Origin of the sequence: Actinomadura sp. 3N407 (genome assembly GCF_052245875.1) — a bacterium.
Taxonomy (GTDB): domain Bacteria; phylum Actinomycetota; class Actinomycetes; order Streptosporangiales; family Streptosporangiaceae; genus Spirillospora.
Genome location: NZ_JBQQBP010000015.1, coordinates 162,822 through 181,842, shown reverse-complemented (window position 1 = coordinate 181,842; position 19,021 = coordinate 162,822). Strand labels below are relative to the sequence as shown.

Sequence of the window (19,021 nt, the reverse complement as noted above, 5' to 3'; positions counted from 1 at the left end):
ACCCCGTGACCGAAGCAAGCACCGCAGACCGATTTCGCGCGAATCGCCGCAGATGTTCGCCGAAGTTATCCACAGGAGGTCGTTCTCCGGAGGGGCATCGTGACGCTCCGGCACCGTCGAGGACCGGAGGTGAGGCCCATGAACGCCCACATCACTCTCGGCCGGCGCGGTGAGGACGCCGCCGCCGACTACCTGGTCGAACTCGGCTGGACGATCATCGAGCGCAACTGGCGGTGCCCCGAGGGCGAACTCGACATCGTCGCCCACGACGGCCGCCGGCACGTCGTCTGCGAGGTGAAGACCCGCGGCTCGGTCCGCTTCGGCGATCCCCTCGAAGCGATCACCGCGGACAAGGCGGCCCGGCTGAGGCGGCTGGCCTGGCGGTGGGCCACCGCGCACGGCGTCACCGGTGCGCCCGTGCGGGTGGACGTCCTCGGCCTGGTCGCCGACGGCGGCGGCTTCTCGGTCGATCACCTGCGGGAGGTGTGCTAGATGACCCTCGCGAAGACCCGCTCGGTGTCCCTGGTCGGGGTCGACGGCTTCGTGGTGGACGTGGAGGCGGCCATCACCAGCGGTGTCCCGGGCCTGCACCTGGTCGGCCTCCCGGACACGGCGCTCAGCGAGGCCCGCGACCGGGTCCGCGCCGCGATCTTCAATTCGGGCGAGGACTGGCCCAACAGGCACGTCACGGTGTCGCTGTTCCCCGCGAGCATGCCGAAGAAGGGTTCGACATTCGATCTCAGCATCGCGATCGCTCTGCTCGCGGCCGCCGAGGCCGTTCCGGCACGGGCCTGCGCCGGGCTGGTGATGATCGGCGAACTCGGCCTGGACGGCCGCATCCGCCCCATCCAGGGCGTCCTGCCCGGCGTGCTGGCCGCGGCCAACCAGGGCTGCCAGACGGTCGTCGTCCCCCGCGCGAACGCCGCCGAGGCCGAGCTCGTCCCGGGCATGAAGGTGGTGTCCGCGAGCACGCTGCGCGGCCTTCTCTGCCTTCTGCGCGACGAGCCGCCCCCGATCGAGGAGGACGAGGAGGAGGGCACGCCTCCTTCGCCCGCGGACGGGCTCGCCATCCGGCGGCGGGACATCCCGCCCGATCTCGACCTGGCCGACGTCCGTGGGCAGGCCGAAGCGCGCAGAGCGCTGGAGATCAGCGCCGCGGGAGGCCACCATCTCTTCTTCGCCGGCCCTCCCGGCTGCGGGAAGACGATGCTCGCGGAGCGGCTGCCGACGCTGATGCCGCCCCTGGAGCCCGACATCGCGCTGGAGGTCACCGCGATCCACTCCGTCGCGGGGACCCTCCGCCCCGGCCAGCCGCTGATCACCCAGCCGCCGTTCTACGCGCCGCACCACACCGCCTCGCGCGCCTCGATGGTCGGCGGCGGCTCGGGCCGCGTCCTCCAGCCGGGCGCCGTGTCCCTCGCCCACCGGGGGATCCTGTTCCTCGACGAGGCCCCGGAGTTCATCGCGGGAACACTCGACGCCCTCCGCCAGCCTCTCGAAGAGGGCGAGGTGCGGATCAGCCGGATCGAGGGCATGGCGCGTTTCCCCGCGCGGTTCACCCTCGTCCTGGCGGCGAACCCGTGCCCGTGCGCCGCGGCCAAGCAGGTCGACTGTTCCTGCGCCCCCGGAACCCGCCGCAAGTACGCCACCCGCCTGTCCGGCCCGCTCCTCGACCGCATCGACCTCAAGCTCGAACTGACGCCGGCCAGCCGGGCCGAACTCCGCTACGACCTGGAGTTCGCCGAATCCAGCAAGGTCGTGGCCGAACGCGTCCTGCTCGCCAGGGAACGGACGCTCAGACGGCTGGCCGGCACCCCGTGGCGCTCCAACTCCGAGATCCCCGGGCCGGAGCTGCGGCGCCACTTCACACCCCCTTCTGAGGCGATGCACGCCGCCGACGAAGCCCTGCAGAGGGGGACGCTCAGCGCACGCGGCCTCGACCGCATCCTGCGGGTCGCCTGGACGATCGCCGACCTGGCCGGCCACGACGAACCCGGCCCGGACGACGTCGGCGGTGCGCTCACCCTGTGGTCGGCGGGGCGCCAATGAGCGATGAGCGAACCGCCCGCGCCACCCTCACCGCCGTGGCGGAGCCCGGCGACACCTTCCTCAACCGGATCATCGACCACTCCGGCCCGGAGCAGGCGCTCGAATCGGTCCGCACCGGCAAGCTCCCCGACGGCGTATCCGCCGACGCCAAGGAACTCCAGCGGCTCGACCACTGGCGGATCCGGCTGATCGCCGCGGAACCCGATCAGGACATGGCCGTCTGCGCCCGGTTCCGCGGGCGCCTCATCTGCCCGGGAGACCCCGAATGGCCGACGACCCTCGACGACCTCGGCGGAGGACGCCCCTATGCCCTGTGGCTGCGCGGCCCCGGCGACCTGCGTTACGGATGCCTGCGTTCGGTCGCCGTCGTCGGCTCCCGCGCCGCGTCCCCGTACGGGCTGCGCGCCGCAGCGGACTTCGCCTCGGATCTGGCCGACAAGGGCTGGACGGTGATCTCCGGCGGCGCCCTCGGAATCGACGCGGCCGCCCACCGCGGCGCCCTGGCCGCCGACGGCCCCACGGTCGCGGTCCTCGCCAACGGTGTCGATGTCCCCTACCCGGCGTCCAATGAGGGCCTCTTCGCCGAGGTGGCACGGCGTTCCCTGCTGGTCAGCGAGTCGCCGCCGGGCACCCACCCGCACCGCCTCCGGTTCCTGGTCCGCAACCGGGTGATCGCCGCACTGTCCCGGGGGACGCTCATCGTCGAGGCGGAGGCCCGCAGCGGCGCCCTCAACACCGCCGGCTGGGCCGCCAAACTCGGCCGCGTCGTCATGGCCGTGCCCGGCCCGATCACCAGCCGGTCATCGGTCGGCAGTCATCGGCTGCTGCGCGAGGAGGGCACCACCCTCATCACCCGCACCGAGGAGATCATCGAGGCCGTGGGACGCATCGGCGCCGACCTCGCCCCGCCCCCCGACACACCCGTCCTGCCACGCGACCGTCTCGAACCGGTCACCCGGTCCGTCCTGGAGGCGTTCCCCGCCCGCGGCGCGACCGGCCCCGCCCAGCTCGCCGTCAAGGCGGGCGTCGACCTGACGACGGTCAACGCCAAGCTGGGGCTCCTGGCCGCCGCCGGCTTCGTCGAACGCGCGCCCGCCGGCTGGCGCCTCACCAAGTCCGCGAAGGCGCCTCGCGGGAACACAGAATGAAGCACTCAGGGCAGGCGAACCGGGCGCCACCACATCACTGATCCGAGGGAAGCTCGAAGTCGCTCTTGGCGAGTTCTTCGACGTTGACGTCCTTGAACGTAACGACACGCACGTTCTTGACGAAGCGGGCAGGACGGTACATGTCCCAGACCCAGGCGTCCTGCATCGTGACCTCGAAGAAGATCTCGCCGTTGTCGGCGCTGCGCACCTGGAGGTCGACCGAGTTGGTGAGATAGAACCTGCGTTCGGTCTCGACGACATAGCCGAAGAGCCCGAGGACGTCGCGGTACTCGCGATAGAGCTGCAACTCCATCTCGGTCTCGTACTTCTCGAGATCCTCCGCGCTCACGCCCGTGCCCCTTCCGTGCGGCCCTCGCCGGGGACCTCCCCTTCAGTCTCCTCCACGTCCACCTCTCCATTGTTACGCAAGGCACGCCCAACGTTGACGTAGGAGAACCGATGCTCTGGACAAGGTCCGTGCATGGCGAGCGCCCTGCCGTGCGCACGGGTCACATACCCCTTGTGAACGTCGAACCCGTACTCCGGATACCGCTCATGAAGGCCCACCATGATCCGGTCTCGGGTGACCTTCGCGACGATCGACGCCGCCGCCACGCAGGCCGCGGCCTGATCCCCCTTGATCATCGCAAGCCCCGGGACATCCAGGCCGGGCACCGGGAACCCGTCGGTGAGCACGTACGCGGGCCGCTTGTCCAGGGCGGCCAGAGCCCGCCGCATTCCGGTGACGTTGCACCGATGAAGGCCGATCCGGTCGATGTCGTGGCACGGGATGACCACCGCGCTCCACGCGTACGCGCGCTCGGTGATCTCTGCGTACAGCTCCTCCCGGCGCGCGGGACTGAGCAGCTTGGAATCGGTGAGGCCGTCGATCCTGCGCCGTCCACCCTGAAGGATCACCGCCGCGACGACCAGCGGCCCCGCGCACGCCCCCCGCCCCGCCTCATCGACGCCGGCGACGGGGCTGAACCCCGCATGATCCAGAGCACGCTCGAACGCGTGCATGCCCGCGTCGCGGCGCGGCGTGAAGCGAAGCGGACGACCCTTCATGCCCGCAGCGTACGTCCCCACAACGTCCCGCCGCGCCCCGAACGCCCCGTTCCCGTCATCTGTCCGACCTCCTGGAGGAGCACGGCGCCGACCCTGCCAACGCCGCGACAATTCTCGTTCCCGCAGGCGACAACGCCAACCGGCTGGAACCCAAGCGTCATCGGGCAGGAACCGACACCGGCGACTGATCCGCAGAAGACACAAGCAACCCAACTCGGCGCTCTCCCACATCGCCATGACGCCGCACACGCTGCGATGAACAGACCCACGACTACGTCCCCCGGCGAACCGCCCAAGGCCGCCCAACGGGCGTCCATACACCGCCTGGCGCGCCCCGTCTTCCACCCACCGCCACCGCCAACGGAACCCAGATGCAACTTGACGAAACAGGGGCCATCGACCAGCCCGCACTCATTGGCATCCACTTGACCGCAACGACTGCAGGCCGGCGTGTGCCCGTCTGACCGCGTCTTGGGCCCCAGAGACATGCCCCGGCCGCAGTCATCACGGCGGGGCGGCCCGCCAAGGTCCCGGCCGCCCCCGAGGAGGCCTGAGGATGTCGCAGGCGGCCCGTCCGCCTCCCCCGTGACCGCGTCTTCTCCCAGACCTGCCCGCAGAACTGCCACAAGCATGGCGGGCGACCCGCCTGCGATAGCCCCGACGGCCCGGGACGCCACAGCGGCAAGGGCATCACGGGGCGGCCTGGCCGCCTCCCCCGTGGCCGCGTCTTGGCGCTCGGACGTGCCCGCACGAAACGGCCGCAGCCATCGCGAACGGCCACGTCCCCCGGCGCCGACCACCGAAGGCCCGGTGCGCCACCGCGGCAAGGGCGTCGCGGGCGGGCCGGGCGCCTGCACTTTTGGCCGCGTCCTCGGCGCTCAGACGTGCCTCGCACGAAGCGGCCGGAGGCATCTCGGGTCCCTCTGGCGGCGATCGCCGTGGAGGGTGCGGGGCTTCTCGGTGGGGAGGGCGGCGTGGGTGGGGCGGCGTTCTTGTCGGGGACGGTAACGGTTGGTCAGGTGGTTTTCCAGCGGCGGCGGTATCGGAAGTAGGCGAGGGGGAGGGTGCAGATGACGCCTAGTGCGTAGGGGGTGGCGGGAAGGGCCGCGGCGGCGGTTTTCTGCAGGGCGATTCGTTCGAAGGCGTCGGGGATCGGGAGGGTGCCGATGCGGTCCAGAGGCCAGACGATGACGAAGGCGCGGCCGATGACGCGGTCGATCGGGATGGTGCCGCCACCGGGGTCGCCGCGGTGGGAGCGGGAGTCGTAGGAGAGTTCGCGATGGTCGCCCATGACCCACAACTGGCCCGGCTTCACGGTGACGTCGAACGGGTCGTTGGACGGCTTGTTCTTCTCGTGCGTGATCGGGTCGGTGTAGAGGTAGGAGCTCTCGTCCAGGGGGACGCCGTTGACGGTGACCCGGCCTTGGGCGTCACAGCATTTGACGCGGTCGCCGGGGATGCCGATGACGCGTTTGATGTAGTCCTTCTCGTTGGGCGCGACACCGAAGGCGGTACCGATCGCGCGCAGCACCTTCGACACCGGGTTGCCGGGCTCCTCGACCTGGACCTCCGGGTCCCAGGAGTCGAGGCCGTTGAAGACGATGACGTCGCCGCGGGCGATGTCGCGGGTGTGGTAAACGATCTTGTTGACGAGGACGCGGTCACCGACCTGGAGGGTGTTCTCCATGGAACCGGACGGGATGTAGAACGCCTGGACCGCGAATGCCTTGATGACGAGGGCCAGTACGACGGCGACCACGATCAGGACGGGGAGTTCTTTCCAGAACGAGCCCTGCTTCTTCTTCTTTTTGCCGTCGTCCTCGGAGTCGTCGGCCGTCTCCTCGTCCGAGTCCACGGGCTCCTTCTCTTCGGGCACCGCGCCCTCGGCTTCGGATCGCACGTTTCTCCGATCGTCCTCGTCAGTCATCAGAGCGAAAGCCTAGCGGCGAGGGGCCCGCGGTACGCCTCCCGTGGGCGTGTCGCCGGCGGACGAGGCGGTCGACTCACTCCGAAACGCCCAACGCCCCGGTCACCGTTACGGGTTTCCGGGGCGTCGTGGTTCATCCGCTCAACGAGTCCTTCTCATCCTCGGCGGGCACATGCTTCGCGGTCTCGGCGGCGGAGGAAAAGGGGCTCAGTGGTCGCGCTTCTCCTTGATGCGCGCGGCCTTGCCGCGCAGGTTGCGCAGGTAGTAGAGCTTGGCGCGGCGGACGTCGCCGCGGGTGACGACCTCGATCTTGTCGATGGAGGGGCTGTTGATCGGGAACGTCCGCTCGACGCCGACGCTGTAGCTGACCTTGCGGACGGTGAAGGTCTCGCGGGCGCCGCCGCCCTGACGCCGGATCACCACGCCCTGGAAGACCTGGATACGGCTCCGGTTACCCTCGGTGACACGCACGTGCACCTTCAACGTGTCGCCCGGACGGAAATCCGGCACGTCGGCGCGCATCGCGGCCTTCTCGATCTCCTGGATCAGGGTGTGCATCGCTGCGGTTCCTCATGGTCGAACGCGGGCGTCGAGAGGCCCCGGTGGATCTTCGGTGGGGGCGTCGCGCCGCGGAAAGTGGTCGTGGGGTGCCGTGCGATCTGGACGCACGGACGCTTTAGTCTGCCATACCTTCGCCGTCAACCGGAAAACCGGCCTCGCGCAGCACGGCGCGGTCCCGCTTGTCGAGGTCCTCCGGGTCGAGGCGGGCGAGCAGTTCGGGACGGTGCCGCGCGGTGCGGCGGAGCGCCTCGTCGCGCCGCCAGCGGGCGATCGCGCCGTGATGTCCGGACAGGAGGACGTCCGGGACGGGACGTTCACGCCAGACCGGGGGCTTGGTGTAGACGGGGCCCTCCAGCAGCGATTCCATGGCGCCGGGCGCGAAGGAGTCGTCGGCGACCGAGTCGGCGTTGCCGAGGACGCCGGGCAGGAGACGGCCGATCGCCTCGACCATGACGAGGACGGCCACCTCTCCGCCGGCGAGCACGAAGTCGCCGAGGCTGACCTCGTCCACGGGCATCCGGGTGCGGGCCTCCTCCGCGACACGGGTGTCGATGCCTTCGTAGCGGCCGCAGGCGAAGACCAGCCAGGGTTCGGCGGCGTACCGGACCGCGTCGGCCTGGGTGAACGGCCGCCCGCTCGGCGTGGGAATGATCAGCCGCGGCACCATCCCGGGCGACCCCGGTCCCGGGGCCGTCTGGCCGGTCGTCGACTGGCCTGTCACCGACCCGGCGGAAACCGCCTCAGAAGGTCCTGTTCCAGGGGCGTTCAACGCCGAAGACGCCGCACCGTAGGGCGCGGAATGAGGGGACGGCGGGCCGGAGGGGGGCGGCTTTGAGGATTGTGGGTCAGAGGACGCCGAATCCGGGGATCGTGGGCCGGGAGAAGCCGCCACTGAGGACATCGGGCCTGAGGGCAGCGTGCCCGCGGACGGTGGGTGCGAGGGCGTCGCGCCAGGGGGCGGGGGGGCCGAGGACGCCGCGCCGGAGGGCGGTGAGTCCGAAGTCGGTGGGCCGGAGGACTGTGGGCGCAAAGACGTCGGGGCGGGGGGCGGTGGGGCTGTTGGGAGCTCGCCAGAGGGGCCCGGGTGCGCTTCGGCGCCGGAGGCGTCCGGAGCTGATGGTGGCGGGACGATGGTGTCGAGGGCTTCGCCCCAGGGGTCGGGCTTCATGACCATGCCGGGGCCGCCGCCGTACGGGGTGTCGTCGACGGTGCGGTGCCGGTCGTGGGTCCAGTCGCGCAGGTCGTGGACGTGCACGTCCAGCAGTCCGGTCCGGCGTGCCTTGCCGAGGAGGGAGATGTCCAGGGCGGCGAAGTACTCGGGGAAGATCGTGATGATGTCGAGTCTCATGATGGGTCGAGCAGTCCGGGGGGCGGGTCGATCACGAGCCGCCCCCCGGGGACGTCCACCTCGGGGACCAGCGCCGCCACGAACGGGACCAGCTTCTCGCCGGCGGCCCCGCGGACGACCAGGAGGTCCTGGCCGTGGTGCAGGACGTCGGCGACCTGGCCGACGTCGGCGCCGTCCGCGGTGACGACGGCGAGGCCGATCAGTTCCTGGTCGTGGAAGTCGTCCGGGTCGGCGGACGGGGGGATGTCACCGGGGTCGACGACCAGCCAGGTGCCGCGCAGTTCATCCGCGGCGTCGCGGTCGCCGATCCCGGCGAAGCGCACGAGCAGGCGTCCCGAATGCCAGCGGACGCGCTCGATGGTGAGGGGGCCGGTGGCCGCGGGATCGGTGAGGATCTGCGTGCCCGCGACGAACCGGGACTCCGGTTCGTCCGTGCGGACATCGACGGCGACCTCACCGCGGATCCCGTGCGGCCGCCCGATCCGTCCCACCACGAGCGGTTCGCTCATCGGAACGCCACTCAGCGGACCTCGTTGACGTCGAGCAGGTCAACGCGCACATACCGGCCCCCGGACAGGGCACTGATCACGGTGCGCAGGGCCTTGGCGGTACGACCGCTGCGGCCGATGACCTTCCCGAGGTCCTCGGGGTGCACGCGCACCTCGAGGACCCGGCCGCCCCTGATCCGGCGGGCGCGGACCCGGACATCGTCCGGGTTCTCCACGATCCCGCGGACCAGGTGCTCGAGCGCTTCTTCGAGCACTGTCAGCCCTCGCTCTTAGCTTCGGTGGTCTCGGCGGCCTTCGCCTCGGACTTCTTCGGCTCGGCCTTCTTCTTGCCCTTGGTCGCGGGCGCGGCGGGCTCGTCGCCGAGCGACTCCTTGACGGCGGCCTCGAACGCGGCCTTCTTGTCGGCCTTCGGCTCGGCGACCTTCAGGGTGCCCTCGGCGCCCGGCTCGCCCTTGAACTTCTGCCAGTCGCCGGTGATCTTCAGCAGGTTGAGGACGGGCTCGGTCGGCTGCGCACCGACGCCGAGCCAGTACTGCGCGCGCTCGGAGTCGATCTTGATGAGCGACGGCTCCTGCTTGGGCTGGTAGAGCCCGATCTCCTCGATGGCGCGCCCGTCACGCTTGGTGCGGGCATCGGCGACGATGATCCGGTACTGCGGGTTCCGGATCTTCCCCAGACGCTTGAGCTTGATCTTGACTGCCACGGGTGTGGTGTACTCCAGACTTCTTTACAGGGTGGGCGGGCCCGCGCCAGGTGGGGAACACCGGCCTACGGCCGCCCGATGGACTCCGGCCGCGCAGGACGAGAGAGGGCGCCTCACGACTCCGGGGTTTCCAGCAAGTCATTCTGCCAGACGATGGCGGTAAAAGCGCAATCGCGCGATGCCGTGTCCGGGACCCGGCGGGCCCGCTCGCCATCGTCCGGACGTCATCGCCCGGACGAATGCGCGGTCACTTCTTCTTTCGGCCTTGGAGCTTGTTCAGGTCGGGCATCTGGAGGCCGGGCGGGAGCTGGCCGCCGAGGCCGGGAGGAAGCCCGCCCTGACCACCGCCGAGACCGGGTGGCAGGCCCTGGGGCATGCCGTCGGCCGCGGGCTGCTGGTCGTCCTGGCGGTCCTTGCCGGCGGCGCGTTTGCGCGGGTCACCGCTGCGCTGCTTGCCCTTTTTGTTCTTGGACGCCTTCGCCGCCTTGGTCGCCTTCTTCCGTCCGCCGGGCATGCCGGGAATGCCCATCCCGCCGGCCATCTGGCGCATCATCTTCTGCGCGTCGAAGAACCGGGTGACCAGGCTGTTGACCTCGCCGACGCCGACGCCCGAACCGCGCGCGATGCGGGCCCGCCGCGAACCGTTGATGATCTTGGGCTGGGAGCGTTCCTGGGGGGTCATCGAGCGGATGATCGCGGCGATGCGGTCCAGGTCCTTGTCGTCGATCTGGCTGACCTGATCGCGGACCTGCCCCATGCCCGGCATCATGCCGAGCAGGTTGCCGATCGGGCCGAGCTTGCGGATCATCATCATCTGCTCGAGGAAGTCCTCGAGGGTGAAGTCCTCGCCCGAGGCGAACTTGGTGGACATCTTCTCGGCCTGCTCGGCGTCGAACGCCTGCTCGGCCTGCTCGATCAGGGTGAGGATGTCGCCCATGTCGAGGATCCGGCCCGCCATGCGGTCCGGGTGGAAGACGCTGAAGTCCTCGAGCTTCTCGCCCGTCGAGGCGAACATGATCGGCCGGCCGGTGACGTGCCGGACCGAGAGCGCCGCACCGCCGCGGGCGTCGCCGTCGAGCTTGGTGAGGACGACGCCGTCGAAGCCGACCCCGTCCATGAACGCCTGGGCGGTGTTGACCGCGTCCTGGCCGACCATGGCGTCGACGACGAACAGGACGTCGTCGGGGTTGACGGCGTCCCGGATGTCGATGGCCTGCTGCATCATCTCGGTGTCGATGCCGAGACGTCCCGCGGTGTCGATGACGACGACGTCATGGAGGGCGTGCCGGGCCTGGTCGAGCGACCGGCGCGCCACGTCCACCGGGTCGCCGACGCCGCTGCCCGGCTCGGGCGCGAACACCGGCACGCCGGCCCGCTCGCCGACGACCTCGAGCTGCTGGACGGCGTTGGGACGCTGCAGGTCGGCGGCCACGAGCATCGGCGCGTGGCCCTCCTGCTTCAGCCACCGGGCCAGTTTGCCCGCGAGGGTGGTCTTGCCGGAGCCCTGCAGCCCCGCGAGCATGATCACGGAGGGCGGGGTCTTGGCCAGCCTGATCCGGCGGGTCTCGCCGCCGAGGATGTTGATGAGCTCCTCGTTGACGATCTTGACGACCTGCTGTGCCGGGTTCAGCGCCTGCGAGACCTCCGAGCCCCGCGCCCGCTCCTTGACCCGCGCGATGAAGTCCTTGACCACGGGCAGCGCGACGTCGGCCTCGAGCAGCGCGATCCGGATCTCGCGGGCCGTGGCGTCGATGTCGGCCTCGGAGAGCCGGCCCTTGCTGCGCAGCGACGAAAAGACCGTCGTCAACCGGTCGGAGAGCGTCTCGAACACGTGTCTGGACCGTCCTTGGAAAGCGTCTGGGATCGCCTATCAGCGTATCGGGTCACCGGCCAAGCCCCACCCCTCTCGCCGAGCCCGTTCCGGACGCCCTCCCGGCGATGCCGTCCGCCACCCCCTTTCCGGCTCCGGCACGACCGTCGCCGGGGCGCGCGTGAAGCCCGCACCGCAGGCCCATGGCAGCCGATGCACCTGCACAAAGGCGCACGTGCAGGCCCCCGGCCGCACTCACGAGCCGCACGGCGGGCGGGGTCAGGAGAGGGAGGTGAGGATTTGGGTGCGGACGGCGTCCAGGGTGGCGGGGTCGTCGAGTGGGCGGCCCCGCTCGTCCACCACGTAGAAGACGTCCACGGCCTCGGCGCCGAGAGTGTCGACCTGCGCCGCGCGGACCCGCAGGCCGCACGCGCCCAGGGTCTGCCCGATCCGCCAGAGCAGCCCGGGCCGGTCGTGAGCGCGCACCTCGACGACGGTGGCGGTGCGGGACGCGTCGTCCACGATCATCACCCGGGGCGGGGGGACCGTCACGCCCGGGCGCACCCGCGCCGACCGGGCCCGCCGTTCGAGGCGGTCGGCGACGTCGAGCCGGTCCGCGAGCATCCGGCGGAGATCCGCCTCCAGGCCCGCCGGATCCGGCGGCGTCCCGTACTCGGGCACGGCCGTGAAGTCCAGCACGGCCGTCTCCCCGGAACCTTCCGGGGAGGAGATCGTGCGGGCCGTCTTCACGGCCAGGCGGTGCAGGGCCAGGACGCCGGCGGCGCGCCACAGGAGGCCGGGACGGTCCGGGGCGGCGATGGTGATGCGGGAGCCGGTGACGCGGACGGCGGCGCCGTCGTGGCGGGCGAGGGCCAGCCGGTCGGGGCCGAGGGCGGGGACGGGCGGCGGTGTTCCGCCGGACAGCGCGGCGGCGGCGCGGCGGGCGAGTTCGGCGACGAGGCCGGCCTTCCAGGTGCCCCAGGCGGCGGGTCCGGTGGCGTTGCCGTCGGCGATCGCGAGGGCGGCGAGAAGGTCGATGATCTCCCGTTCGCGGCCGGGCACCCGCGAGACGGCGGCGGTGACGGTCTGGACGGTCACCGGGTCGTCGAGGTCGCGGCGGGTGGCGGTCTCGGGGAGGAGCAGGTGGTGGCGGACGAGCGTCTCCAGGACGCGGACGTCGTCGTCGGGGAAGCCGAGGCGGGCGCCGATGTCGCGGGCGACGACGGCGCCGGCTTCGGAGTGGTCGCCGGGCCGGCCTTTGCCGATGTCGTGCAGGAGGGCGCCGACGAGCAGGAGGTCGGGCCGGGCGACCTCGCGGGTGAGGGCGGCGGCTCCCGCGGCGGCCTCCACGAGGTGGCGGTCCACGGTGAAGCGGTGCACGGGGTTGCGCTGGGGGCGGTTGCGGACGTGTTCCCAGTCGGGCAGCAGCCGGACGATCAGCCCGGCCTGGTCGAGGGCCTCCCAGACGCCGATGGCGGCGGGCCCGGCGCCGAGCAGGGACACGAGGGCGTCGCGCGCGTCGGCGGGCCACGGCGTCCGCGGCAGGACGGCGCGCTCGGCGAGCCGGGCGACCGTGGCGGGAGCGATCGGCAGACCCGCCTGGGCGGCGGCCGCGGCGACGCGGAGCACGAGCGCGGGGTCGTTCAGGTCGGCCTTCCGCGCCAGGACGACCTCGCCCTCGTGCTCGACGGCGCCGTCCCCGACCGGCCGCCGCTCGACACCGCCCCGGTCCACCCCACGCGAGGCCGAACCACGCGCCACCGGTCCGGGCGAGGCCGGACCGCGCGAGTGGGCCCCACGCGACGCCGAACCGCCCGACGCCGCAAGGGAAGCCGGCCCAGCCGTGAATGAACCAGCCGACCCCGGATCAGCCGACCCCGGACCGTGCGACGGTGAACCAAGCGACGGTGAACCAGCGGACGTTGAACCGGGTGACCGTGAGCCAGGTGACGGTGAGCCAGGTGACGGTGAGCCGGGTGTTGTTCGGGGTTGGGTGGGGCGTCTCTGGGACGTGGTGAAGCGGTCGACGCGGCGCCACAGGTGGGTGGCCGCGTAGGTGACCGTGCGAGCCGCCTCCGCGATCGAGCGTTGCAGGACGTTCGCGTCCAGCAGGCCGAGGGCGCGGGCGACCGACTCGTGTTCCTGGAGGACGAGGCGGTCGGTGGACCGTCCGGTGACCTCGTGCAGGGCGTGCCGGACGTCGAGCAGCAGGTCGTGGGCCGCCCGGACCCGGGCGCTGGGGGCGGACGCCACCCAGGACGCGGCGACGGCGTGCATGACGTGGACATCGCGCAGGCCGCCGCGCGCCTCCTTCAGGTCGGGTTCCTGGAGGAACGCGAGTTCGCCTTGGGCGTCCCAGCGTTCGCGGCACATCGCCGACAGTTCGGCGAGCCGGACGGGGGCGTCGGCACGCCAGTCGGTGAGGACGGCGGTGCGCAGTTCGTCGGTGAGCGTGTGGTCGCCCGCGATCCGGCGGGCCGACAGGAGCCCGAGGGCGGCCTTCATGTCGCCGCGCGCCACGGTGCGGGCCTGGTGGACGGTGCGGACGGAGTGGTCGAGGCGGAGCCCGGAGTCCCAGATCGGGTACCAGACCCGGTCGGCGATGCCGGCGACGTCCGCGTGGCCGCGGTGCAGGAGCACGAGGTCGAGGTCGCCGCCGGGCGTCAGCTCGCGGCGGGCGTGGCTGCCGACCGCGACGAGCGCCACGCCGGCGGGGACGTGGCGGTCCGCGAGGAGCGAGCCCAGCCAGCGGTCCAGTTCCGCGGCGCGTGCGGCCCGCGCCGCCGCGAGGGCGGCGCGGGCCGTGTCGGCCGTTCCCACGGGCGTCCCGGGGCCGGGGCGGCCCGGGCGGTCTCCGGGGGATGGGGCGGCGAGGGTCACCGGGGTGCCTCAGAGGGCTTCGGGGCCGGTCTCGCCGGTGCGGACGCGGACGACGGTGTCGACCGGGACGGCCCACACCTTGCCGTCGCCGATCTTGTCGGTGCGGGCCGCCTTGACGATCACGTCGATGATGTCGTCGGCGTCCTCGGATTCGACGAGGACCTCGACGCGCAGCTTGGGCACCAGGTCGACCTGGTACTCGGCGCCCCGGTAGACCCCGGTGTGGCCCTTCTGCCGGCCGTAGCCGCTGGCCTCGCTGACGGTCAGGCCCTTGACCCCGAAGGTCTCCAGGGCCTTTTTGACCTCGTCGAGCTTGAACGGCTTGATGACCGCCGTGATGAGCTTCATCCCTACGCCTCCACCTTCTTGGCCGCGCCCTCGGTCTCCGCCGCGTCCTCCTGTACCGGAGCGGGCGCGGCGGCCGCCGCCAGGGTCGCACCGGCGCCGCCGCCCGTCCGGATGGTGCCGAAGTCGTAGGCGGTCTCCGCGTGGGCGGTGCTGTCGATTCCGGCGGCCTCGTCGTCCTCGCTGATGCGGAAGCCCATGACCAGGTCGATGAGCTTGGCGATCAGGTAGGTGACGACGAACGAGTAGGCGAGGGTCGCCAGGACGGCCACGGCCTGCTTGCCGAGCAGCGACAGGCCGCCGCCGGCGAACAGCCCGTCGGCGCCGCCGTCGTTCACGGCGGTGGTGGCCAGGAAGCCGATCAGCAGGGCGCCGACGATGCCGCCGACCATGTGGACGCCGACCACGTCGAGCGCGTCGTCGTACCCGAGCTTGTACTTGAGGCTGACCGCGAAGGCGCACACCGCGCCGGCGACGAGGCCGATGACGATGGCGCCGAGCGGGGTGACGAACGCGCAGGCCGGGGTGATGGCGACGAGGCCGGCGACGATGCCGGAGGCGAGGCCGAGCGTGGTGGACGAGCCGTCCCGCAGTTTCTCGACGACGATCCAGGCGAACGCGGCGCCGCAGGTCGCGGCGAGCGTGTTGATGAACGCGACGCCGGCGAGTTCGTTGGCGGCCACGGCGGAGCCGGCGTTGAAGCCGAACCAGCCGAACCACAGCAGGCCGGCGCCGAGCAGGACGAACGGCAGGTTGTGCGGGCGCATCGGCTCTTTCGGCCAGCCCCTGCGCTTACCGAGGACGATCACCAGGGCGAGCGCCGCGACGCCGGCGTTGATGTGGACGACGGTGCCGCCCGCGAAGTCGAGGGCGCCGAGTTCGAAGATCCAGCCGGCCTGGCCGCCCTCTTCGCCGTCCGACCACCAGACCCAGTGCGCGATCGGGAAGTAGACGAGCGTCACCCAGGCCAGGGTGAACACGACCCAGGCCCCGAATTTGGCACGGTCCGCGACGGCGCCGCTGATGAGCGCGACGGTGATGATGGCGAACGTCGCCTGGAAGGCCACGAACACCAGTTGCGGGATGCCGGTGCCGTCGTCGGCGGTGGCGGCGGTCTCCAGGCCGACGAGTCCCCATTCGCCGAACCCGCCGATGAACGAGCTGAGCCCGCCGCCTGAGGTGAAGGCGAGGGACCAGCCGTAGACGACCCACGCCATGCCGACGACGGCGATGCTGACGAAGCTCATCATCATCATGTTGAGGACGCTTTTGGCCCGGCTCATGCCTCCGTAGAAGAAGGCCAGGCCCGGTGTCATCAGCAGAACGAGCGCCGTGCTCGTCAGGATCCACGCGGTGTTACCGCTATCGATCTTCATCTCTGAGAGAGTCCCTCCTCGCCGGGGAACGTGACTGCTCAGAGACTCTGGCGCGGCCGTTTCACCTGAGGGGCTCCTACGTTTCCGCGGTGTGAAAACCGACCCCGGTGTGTTTCGCCGGTGTTTCCAAAACCTCACATGCCGTATTCAGGCGATATTGGACCTTTTCTCAGTCCCCCAGGATCGCGTCCACAAAGGCCTCGGGCTCGAACGGAGCCAGATCGTCCGGTCCCTCGCCGAGCCCGACGAGCTTGACCGGGACGCCCAGCTCGCGCTGCACCTGGACGACGATTCCGCCCTTCGCGGTGCCGTCCAGCTTGGTCAGCGCGATGCCGGTGATGTTGACGACCTCGGCGAAGACGCGGGCCTGCTGCATGCCGTTCTGCCCGGTCGTGGCGTCCAGGACCAGCAGCACCTCGTCGACCGTGGCCTGCTTCTCCACGACGCGCTTGACCTTGCCCAGCTCGTCCATCAGCCCGGTCTTGGTGTGCAGCCGGCCCGCGGTGTCGACGATCACCACGTTGACCTTGGTGTCGATGCCCTGCTTGACGGCGTCGAACGCGACGCTGGCGGGGTCGGCGCCCTCCTCCCTGCGGACGACCTGCGCCCCGACCCGGTTGCCCCAGGTCTCCAGCTGGTCGGCGGCGGCGGCGCGGAAGGTGTCGGCGGCGCCGAGGAGCACGGTCTTGCCGTCGCCGACGAGGACGCGGCCGAGCTTGCCGCAGGTGGTGGTCTTGCCGGTGCCGTTGACGCCCACGACCATCATGACGGCGGGACGGTCCCCGGGCGTCTCGGTCTGCAGGGAGCGGTCCAGATCCGGGCCGATCTGCTTGACGAGTTCCTGCTTCAGCAGCTCGCGGACCTCGTCCGGGCTGCGGGTGCCGAGGACCTGGACGCGGGTCCGCAGGTCGTCGGTGACCTGGCGGGCCACGGCGGCGCCCATGTCGGCGGTGATCAGGGTGTCCTCGATCTCCTCCCAGGCGTCGTCGTCGAGCGTCTCGCGCGACAGCAGCACGAGGAGGGTCTTGCCGAAGGTGTTCTGGGAGCGGGCGAGGCGGGCGCGCAGCCGGACCAGCCGGCCCGCCCCGGGCGGCGGCTTCTCGATCTCGACCGTGGGCCGCGGCGGGGGCACCTCCGTCGGCGGCGCCTTCTCAATGGTGGCGGCGCCGCCCTCCGCCTCGTCGACGGCGGTCGCGCCCCCCGCCCCTTCCGTGGGCCGTTCGGCGGGCGGCCGCGGCCGGCCGCGGCGGGGCCGCAGCAGCATGACGCCGCCGACGATCAGTGCGACCGCGGCCAGCGCGGCGATGACGATCAGATATTCCATAGCGCCCCCCAGTTTTCCAGATGGTGCCCACCCAGGGGCGCGACCCCCTGAACCCCGTGTCGCCGAAGGTTCGGACCCGGTCCTAGGGCGATCTGGTCATTGTGTTGGCCAGGAGGCCGGCAATGACGCGTTTTCCGAGTTCTCCCACTCGTCAACGTTCCGCAAAAGGGCCTCCAGGTAGGAGCGGAGGTGGGTGCGGTAGACGTCGCTGTAGGTGCGCAGGTAGGCGATCTCGCGCTCCATGGCGCGGCGCTCGTCGGCCAGGAGGGCCTCCTGGCGGACGACGGGCGGCGGCGCGGCCTGTTCGGCGTTGCGGACGGCGGCGTCGGCGACCGCGGCGGCCTTGCGGTGGGCGTCCTCCAGCATGTGCTCGGCGCGTCCCTTGGCGTCGGTCAGGATCGCCTCCCGGTGCAGCCTGGCCTCGTGGGCGAGTTCGCGGGTGTAGCGCTCGGCGTCCGCGACGTACAGGTCGGCGGTCTGCTGGGCCTGCGACAGGATCCGGACGGCCTGGAAGTGGGCGTCCTCGGGCGCCATCACGCCGGGCGTGCCCTTGGCCGCCTGGGCGCGCAGCCGGTTGACCTCGTCGGCGAGGGCCGCCTTGTCGCTGAAGATCTGCACGAGTTCCCGCTCGACGTACGCCAGGAAGTTGCGGACCTGCTCCTCGTCGTATCCGCGGCGGCCGAGGGCGGCCCGGGCGAAGACGACCGACTGCAGTTCGCCGGGGGTCAGCCGCGTGCCCTCGGAGACGACGGGAAGGTTCGGGGAGTTCAACGCGCTCACCTCTGTGCGTCTGCGAAGGTTTCCAGCCGGATGCGGTCGCGGGCGACGCCGATCCGCGCGAGCTGCTCGACCGTGTGCCCGACCATCGCGGACGGCCCGCACACATAGGCGTCGTGGCCGTCCCATGGGCCGTGCCCGGCCACCACGTCCGCCAGATTTCCGTGCTCGACGTCGCCGTCGTCCGCGTGGAGTCCCGGCTGGAGCCCCGAGGGGAGCCCTGACCGGAGCAGGGCGGAGAAGCCGTGGCCGCCGGACTCGTCCGACACGGCGGGCACGACGGTCAGCCAGCGGAACTCGCCGGCGAGTTTGGTCAGGTCTTCCAGGTCGTACAGGCCGTCCCTGGTGCGGGCGCCGAAGAACAGGTGCACGCGCGGAGGGGCGGTGCGGCGTGAGATCTGCTCCAGGATCGCCTTGAGCGGGGCCAGGCCGGTGCTGCCCGCGACGAGCAGGACGTCCCGTCCGGACGCCTCGTCCAGCGTGAGCGTGCCGACGGGGGCGCCCATGCGGACCCGGTCGCCGGTGTCGATGCCGCGCACCAGCACGGGGCTCACCGGGCCGCCGTCGACGAGGCGGACATGGAAGTCGACGGTGTGGTCGGGGCGGGGGGCGTTGGCCATCGAGTAGTAGCGCCAGTGCCGCAGCCGGGACGGCACCTCCAGCGCGACCGACTGGCCGGGCCGGTAGGGCAGCGGCCGGTCGGGCTGGACGCGCAGGACGCTGATGTCGAATCGGCGCCGCTCGACGCCGATGACCTGGCCGTTCCACCAGGCGGGGCTGGTGAGGGCGTTCTCGTCGGCGGCCTCCAGCATGACCTTGGCGACCAGGCTGTAGGCGGCGTTCCAGTCGCGCTCGACGTCGTCGGTCCAGGACGCTCCGCAGAAGTGCCGCAGGGTGGCGAGGAGGCTGGCGCCGACGTGCGGGTAGTGCTCGGCGACGATCCCGAACCTGCGGTGGTCGCGGCCGAGCTGCTGGAGGAACGGGACGAGGGCGGGCAGGTCGTCGACCTGGGAGACGATGTGCCCGAGGGCGCGCAGCAGCTTGTCGCGCTGGGCGCTCATCCCGATCGGGAACATGTCGCGCAGGTGGGGGTTGCGGACGAAGAGGTCGGAGTAGAAGAACAGGGCGACCTGGTCGCCTTGTCCGGCGACGTGGTCGAAGCTGTCCTTCAGGCGCTGAGCGTCCATGTCAGATCA

At 71.5% G+C, this 19,021-nt stretch carries 17 protein-coding genes and 2 pseudogenes; 3 read left to right on the top strand and 16 right to left on the bottom strand.

Annotated elements, in window-relative coordinates; genetic code table 11:
• Nucleotides 1-138: 138 nt before the first annotated feature.
• From ACTWPP_RS32285 to dprA, 3 genes are read left to right on the top strand one after another with little or no spacing between them, the layout of a single operon-like run.
• Nucleotides 139-492, top strand: coding sequence for a YraN family protein (locus tag ACTWPP_RS32285; protein ID WP_443108164.1), 354 nt, complete (start codon nt 139-141; stop codon nt 490-492).
• Nucleotides 493-2,049, top strand: coding sequence for a YifB family Mg chelatase-like AAA ATPase (locus ACTWPP_RS32280; RefSeq protein WP_443108163.1), 1,557 nt, complete (start codon nt 493-495; stop codon nt 2,047-2,049). It begins immediately after the preceding gene.
• Nucleotides 2,046-3,197, top strand: a complete 1,152-nt coding sequence (gene dprA / locus ACTWPP_RS32275; protein WP_443108162.1) for a DNA-processing protein DprA — start codon at nt 2,046-2,048, stop codon at nt 3,195-3,197. The genes ACTWPP_RS32280 and dprA overlap by 4 nt, the downstream gene beginning before the upstream one ends.
• A gap of 34 nt (nt 3,198-3,231) precedes the next feature.
• Here dprA and ACTWPP_RS32270 read toward each other — a convergent pair whose 3' ends face one another.
• The 16 genes and pseudogenes from ACTWPP_RS32270 to ACTWPP_RS32195 all read right to left on the bottom strand — a co-directional run bounded on the left by ACTWPP_RS32270 (nt 3,232) and on the right by ACTWPP_RS32195 (nt 19,012).
• Nucleotides 3,232-3,546 carry a DUF2469 domain-containing protein gene (locus ACTWPP_RS32270; RefSeq protein WP_392901780.1) on the bottom strand — a complete coding sequence of 105 codons (315 nt, stop codon included), beginning with the start codon at nt 3,544-3,546 and terminating at the stop codon, nt 3,232-3,234.
• On the bottom strand, nt 3,543-4,265 hold the full coding sequence (locus ACTWPP_RS32265) for a ribonuclease HII (protein WP_443108161.1): 723 nt from the start codon (nt 4,263-4,265) through the stop codon (nt 3,543-3,545). Before ACTWPP_RS32265 ends, ACTWPP_RS32270 begins: the two co-directional genes overlap by 4 nt.
• A 1,015-nt stretch (nt 4,266-5,280) precedes the next feature.
• Nucleotides 5,281-6,165, bottom strand: coding sequence for a signal peptidase I (lepB, locus tag ACTWPP_RS32260; RefSeq protein ID WP_443108160.1), 885 nt, complete (start codon nt 6,163-6,165; stop codon nt 5,281-5,283).
• Between the two features lie 234 nt (nt 6,166-6,399).
• A complete protein-coding gene (gene rplS / locus ACTWPP_RS32255; protein ID WP_089312872.1) occupies nt 6,400-6,750 on the bottom strand; it encodes a 50S ribosomal protein L19 in 351 nt (116 codons plus the stop codon).
• A gap of 118 nt (nt 6,751-6,868) precedes the next feature.
• A pseudogene (gene trmD / locus ACTWPP_RS32250) lies at nt 6,869-7,414 on the bottom strand (tRNA (guanine(37)-N(1))-methyltransferase); the annotation flags it as partial.
• Between the two features lie 450 nt (nt 7,415-7,864).
• A pseudogene (locus tag ACTWPP_RS32245) lies at nt 7,865-8,101 on the bottom strand (tRNA (guanosine(37)-N1)-methyltransferase TrmD); the annotation flags it as partial.
• Entirely contained in the window at nt 8,098-8,610 is a 513-nt protein-coding gene (gene rimM / locus ACTWPP_RS32240; RefSeq protein ID WP_443108159.1) for a ribosome maturation factor RimM, read from the bottom strand. The gene rimM and the pseudogene ACTWPP_RS32245, both read right to left, overlap by 4 nt.
• Before the next feature lie 11 nt (nt 8,611-8,621).
• Nucleotides 8,622-8,864, bottom strand: coding sequence for an RNA-binding protein (locus ACTWPP_RS32235; RefSeq protein ID WP_021598307.1), 243 nt, complete (start codon nt 8,862-8,864; stop codon nt 8,622-8,624).
• Nucleotides 8,865-8,866: 2 nt separating this feature from the next.
• A complete protein-coding gene (rpsP, locus tag ACTWPP_RS32230) occupies nt 8,867-9,313 on the bottom strand; it encodes a 30S ribosomal protein S16 (RefSeq protein ID WP_443108158.1) in 447 nt (148 codons plus the stop codon).
• Nucleotides 9,314-9,560: 247 nt separating this feature from the next.
• Complete coding sequence (gene ffh, locus ACTWPP_RS32225; protein WP_443108157.1) at nt 9,561-11,144, bottom strand: signal recognition particle protein; 1,584 nt, start codon at nt 11,142-11,144, stop codon at nt 9,561-9,563.
• Nucleotides 11,145-11,402: 258 nt separating this feature from the next.
• The gene (locus tag ACTWPP_RS32220) at nt 11,403-13,943 is read right to left on the bottom strand and encodes an ACT domain-containing protein (protein WP_443108156.1); all 2,541 of its coding nucleotides are present in this window, start codon (nt 13,941-13,943) and stop codon (nt 11,403-11,405) included.
• Nucleotides 13,944-14,012: 69 nt separating this feature from the next.
• Entirely contained in the window at nt 14,013-14,351 is a 339-nt protein-coding gene (locus tag ACTWPP_RS32215; protein WP_443108155.1) for a P-II family nitrogen regulator, read from the bottom strand.
• Between the two features lie 2 nt (nt 14,352-14,353).
• Nucleotides 14,354-15,724, bottom strand: coding sequence for an ammonium transporter (locus ACTWPP_RS32210; RefSeq protein ID WP_443108154.1), 1,371 nt, complete (start codon nt 15,722-15,724; stop codon nt 14,354-14,356).
• 169 nt (nt 15,725-15,893) lie between these two features.
• Nucleotides 15,894-17,048 carry a signal recognition particle-docking protein FtsY gene (ftsY, locus tag ACTWPP_RS32205; RefSeq protein ID WP_443108153.1) on the bottom strand — a complete coding sequence of 385 codons (1,155 nt, stop codon included), beginning with the start codon at nt 17,046-17,048 and terminating at the stop codon, nt 15,894-15,896.
• A gap of 96 nt (nt 17,049-17,144) precedes the next feature.
• Complete coding sequence (locus ACTWPP_RS32200) at nt 17,145-17,819, bottom strand: DivIVA domain-containing protein (RefSeq protein ID WP_443108152.1); 675 nt, start codon at nt 17,817-17,819, stop codon at nt 17,145-17,147.
• A 5-nt stretch (nt 17,820-17,824) separates the two neighbouring features.
• Nucleotides 17,825-19,012, bottom strand: a complete 1,188-nt coding sequence (locus ACTWPP_RS32195) for a globin domain-containing protein (RefSeq protein WP_443108151.1) — start codon at nt 19,010-19,012, stop codon at nt 17,825-17,827.
• Nucleotides 19,013-19,021: the final 9 nt, after the last annotated feature.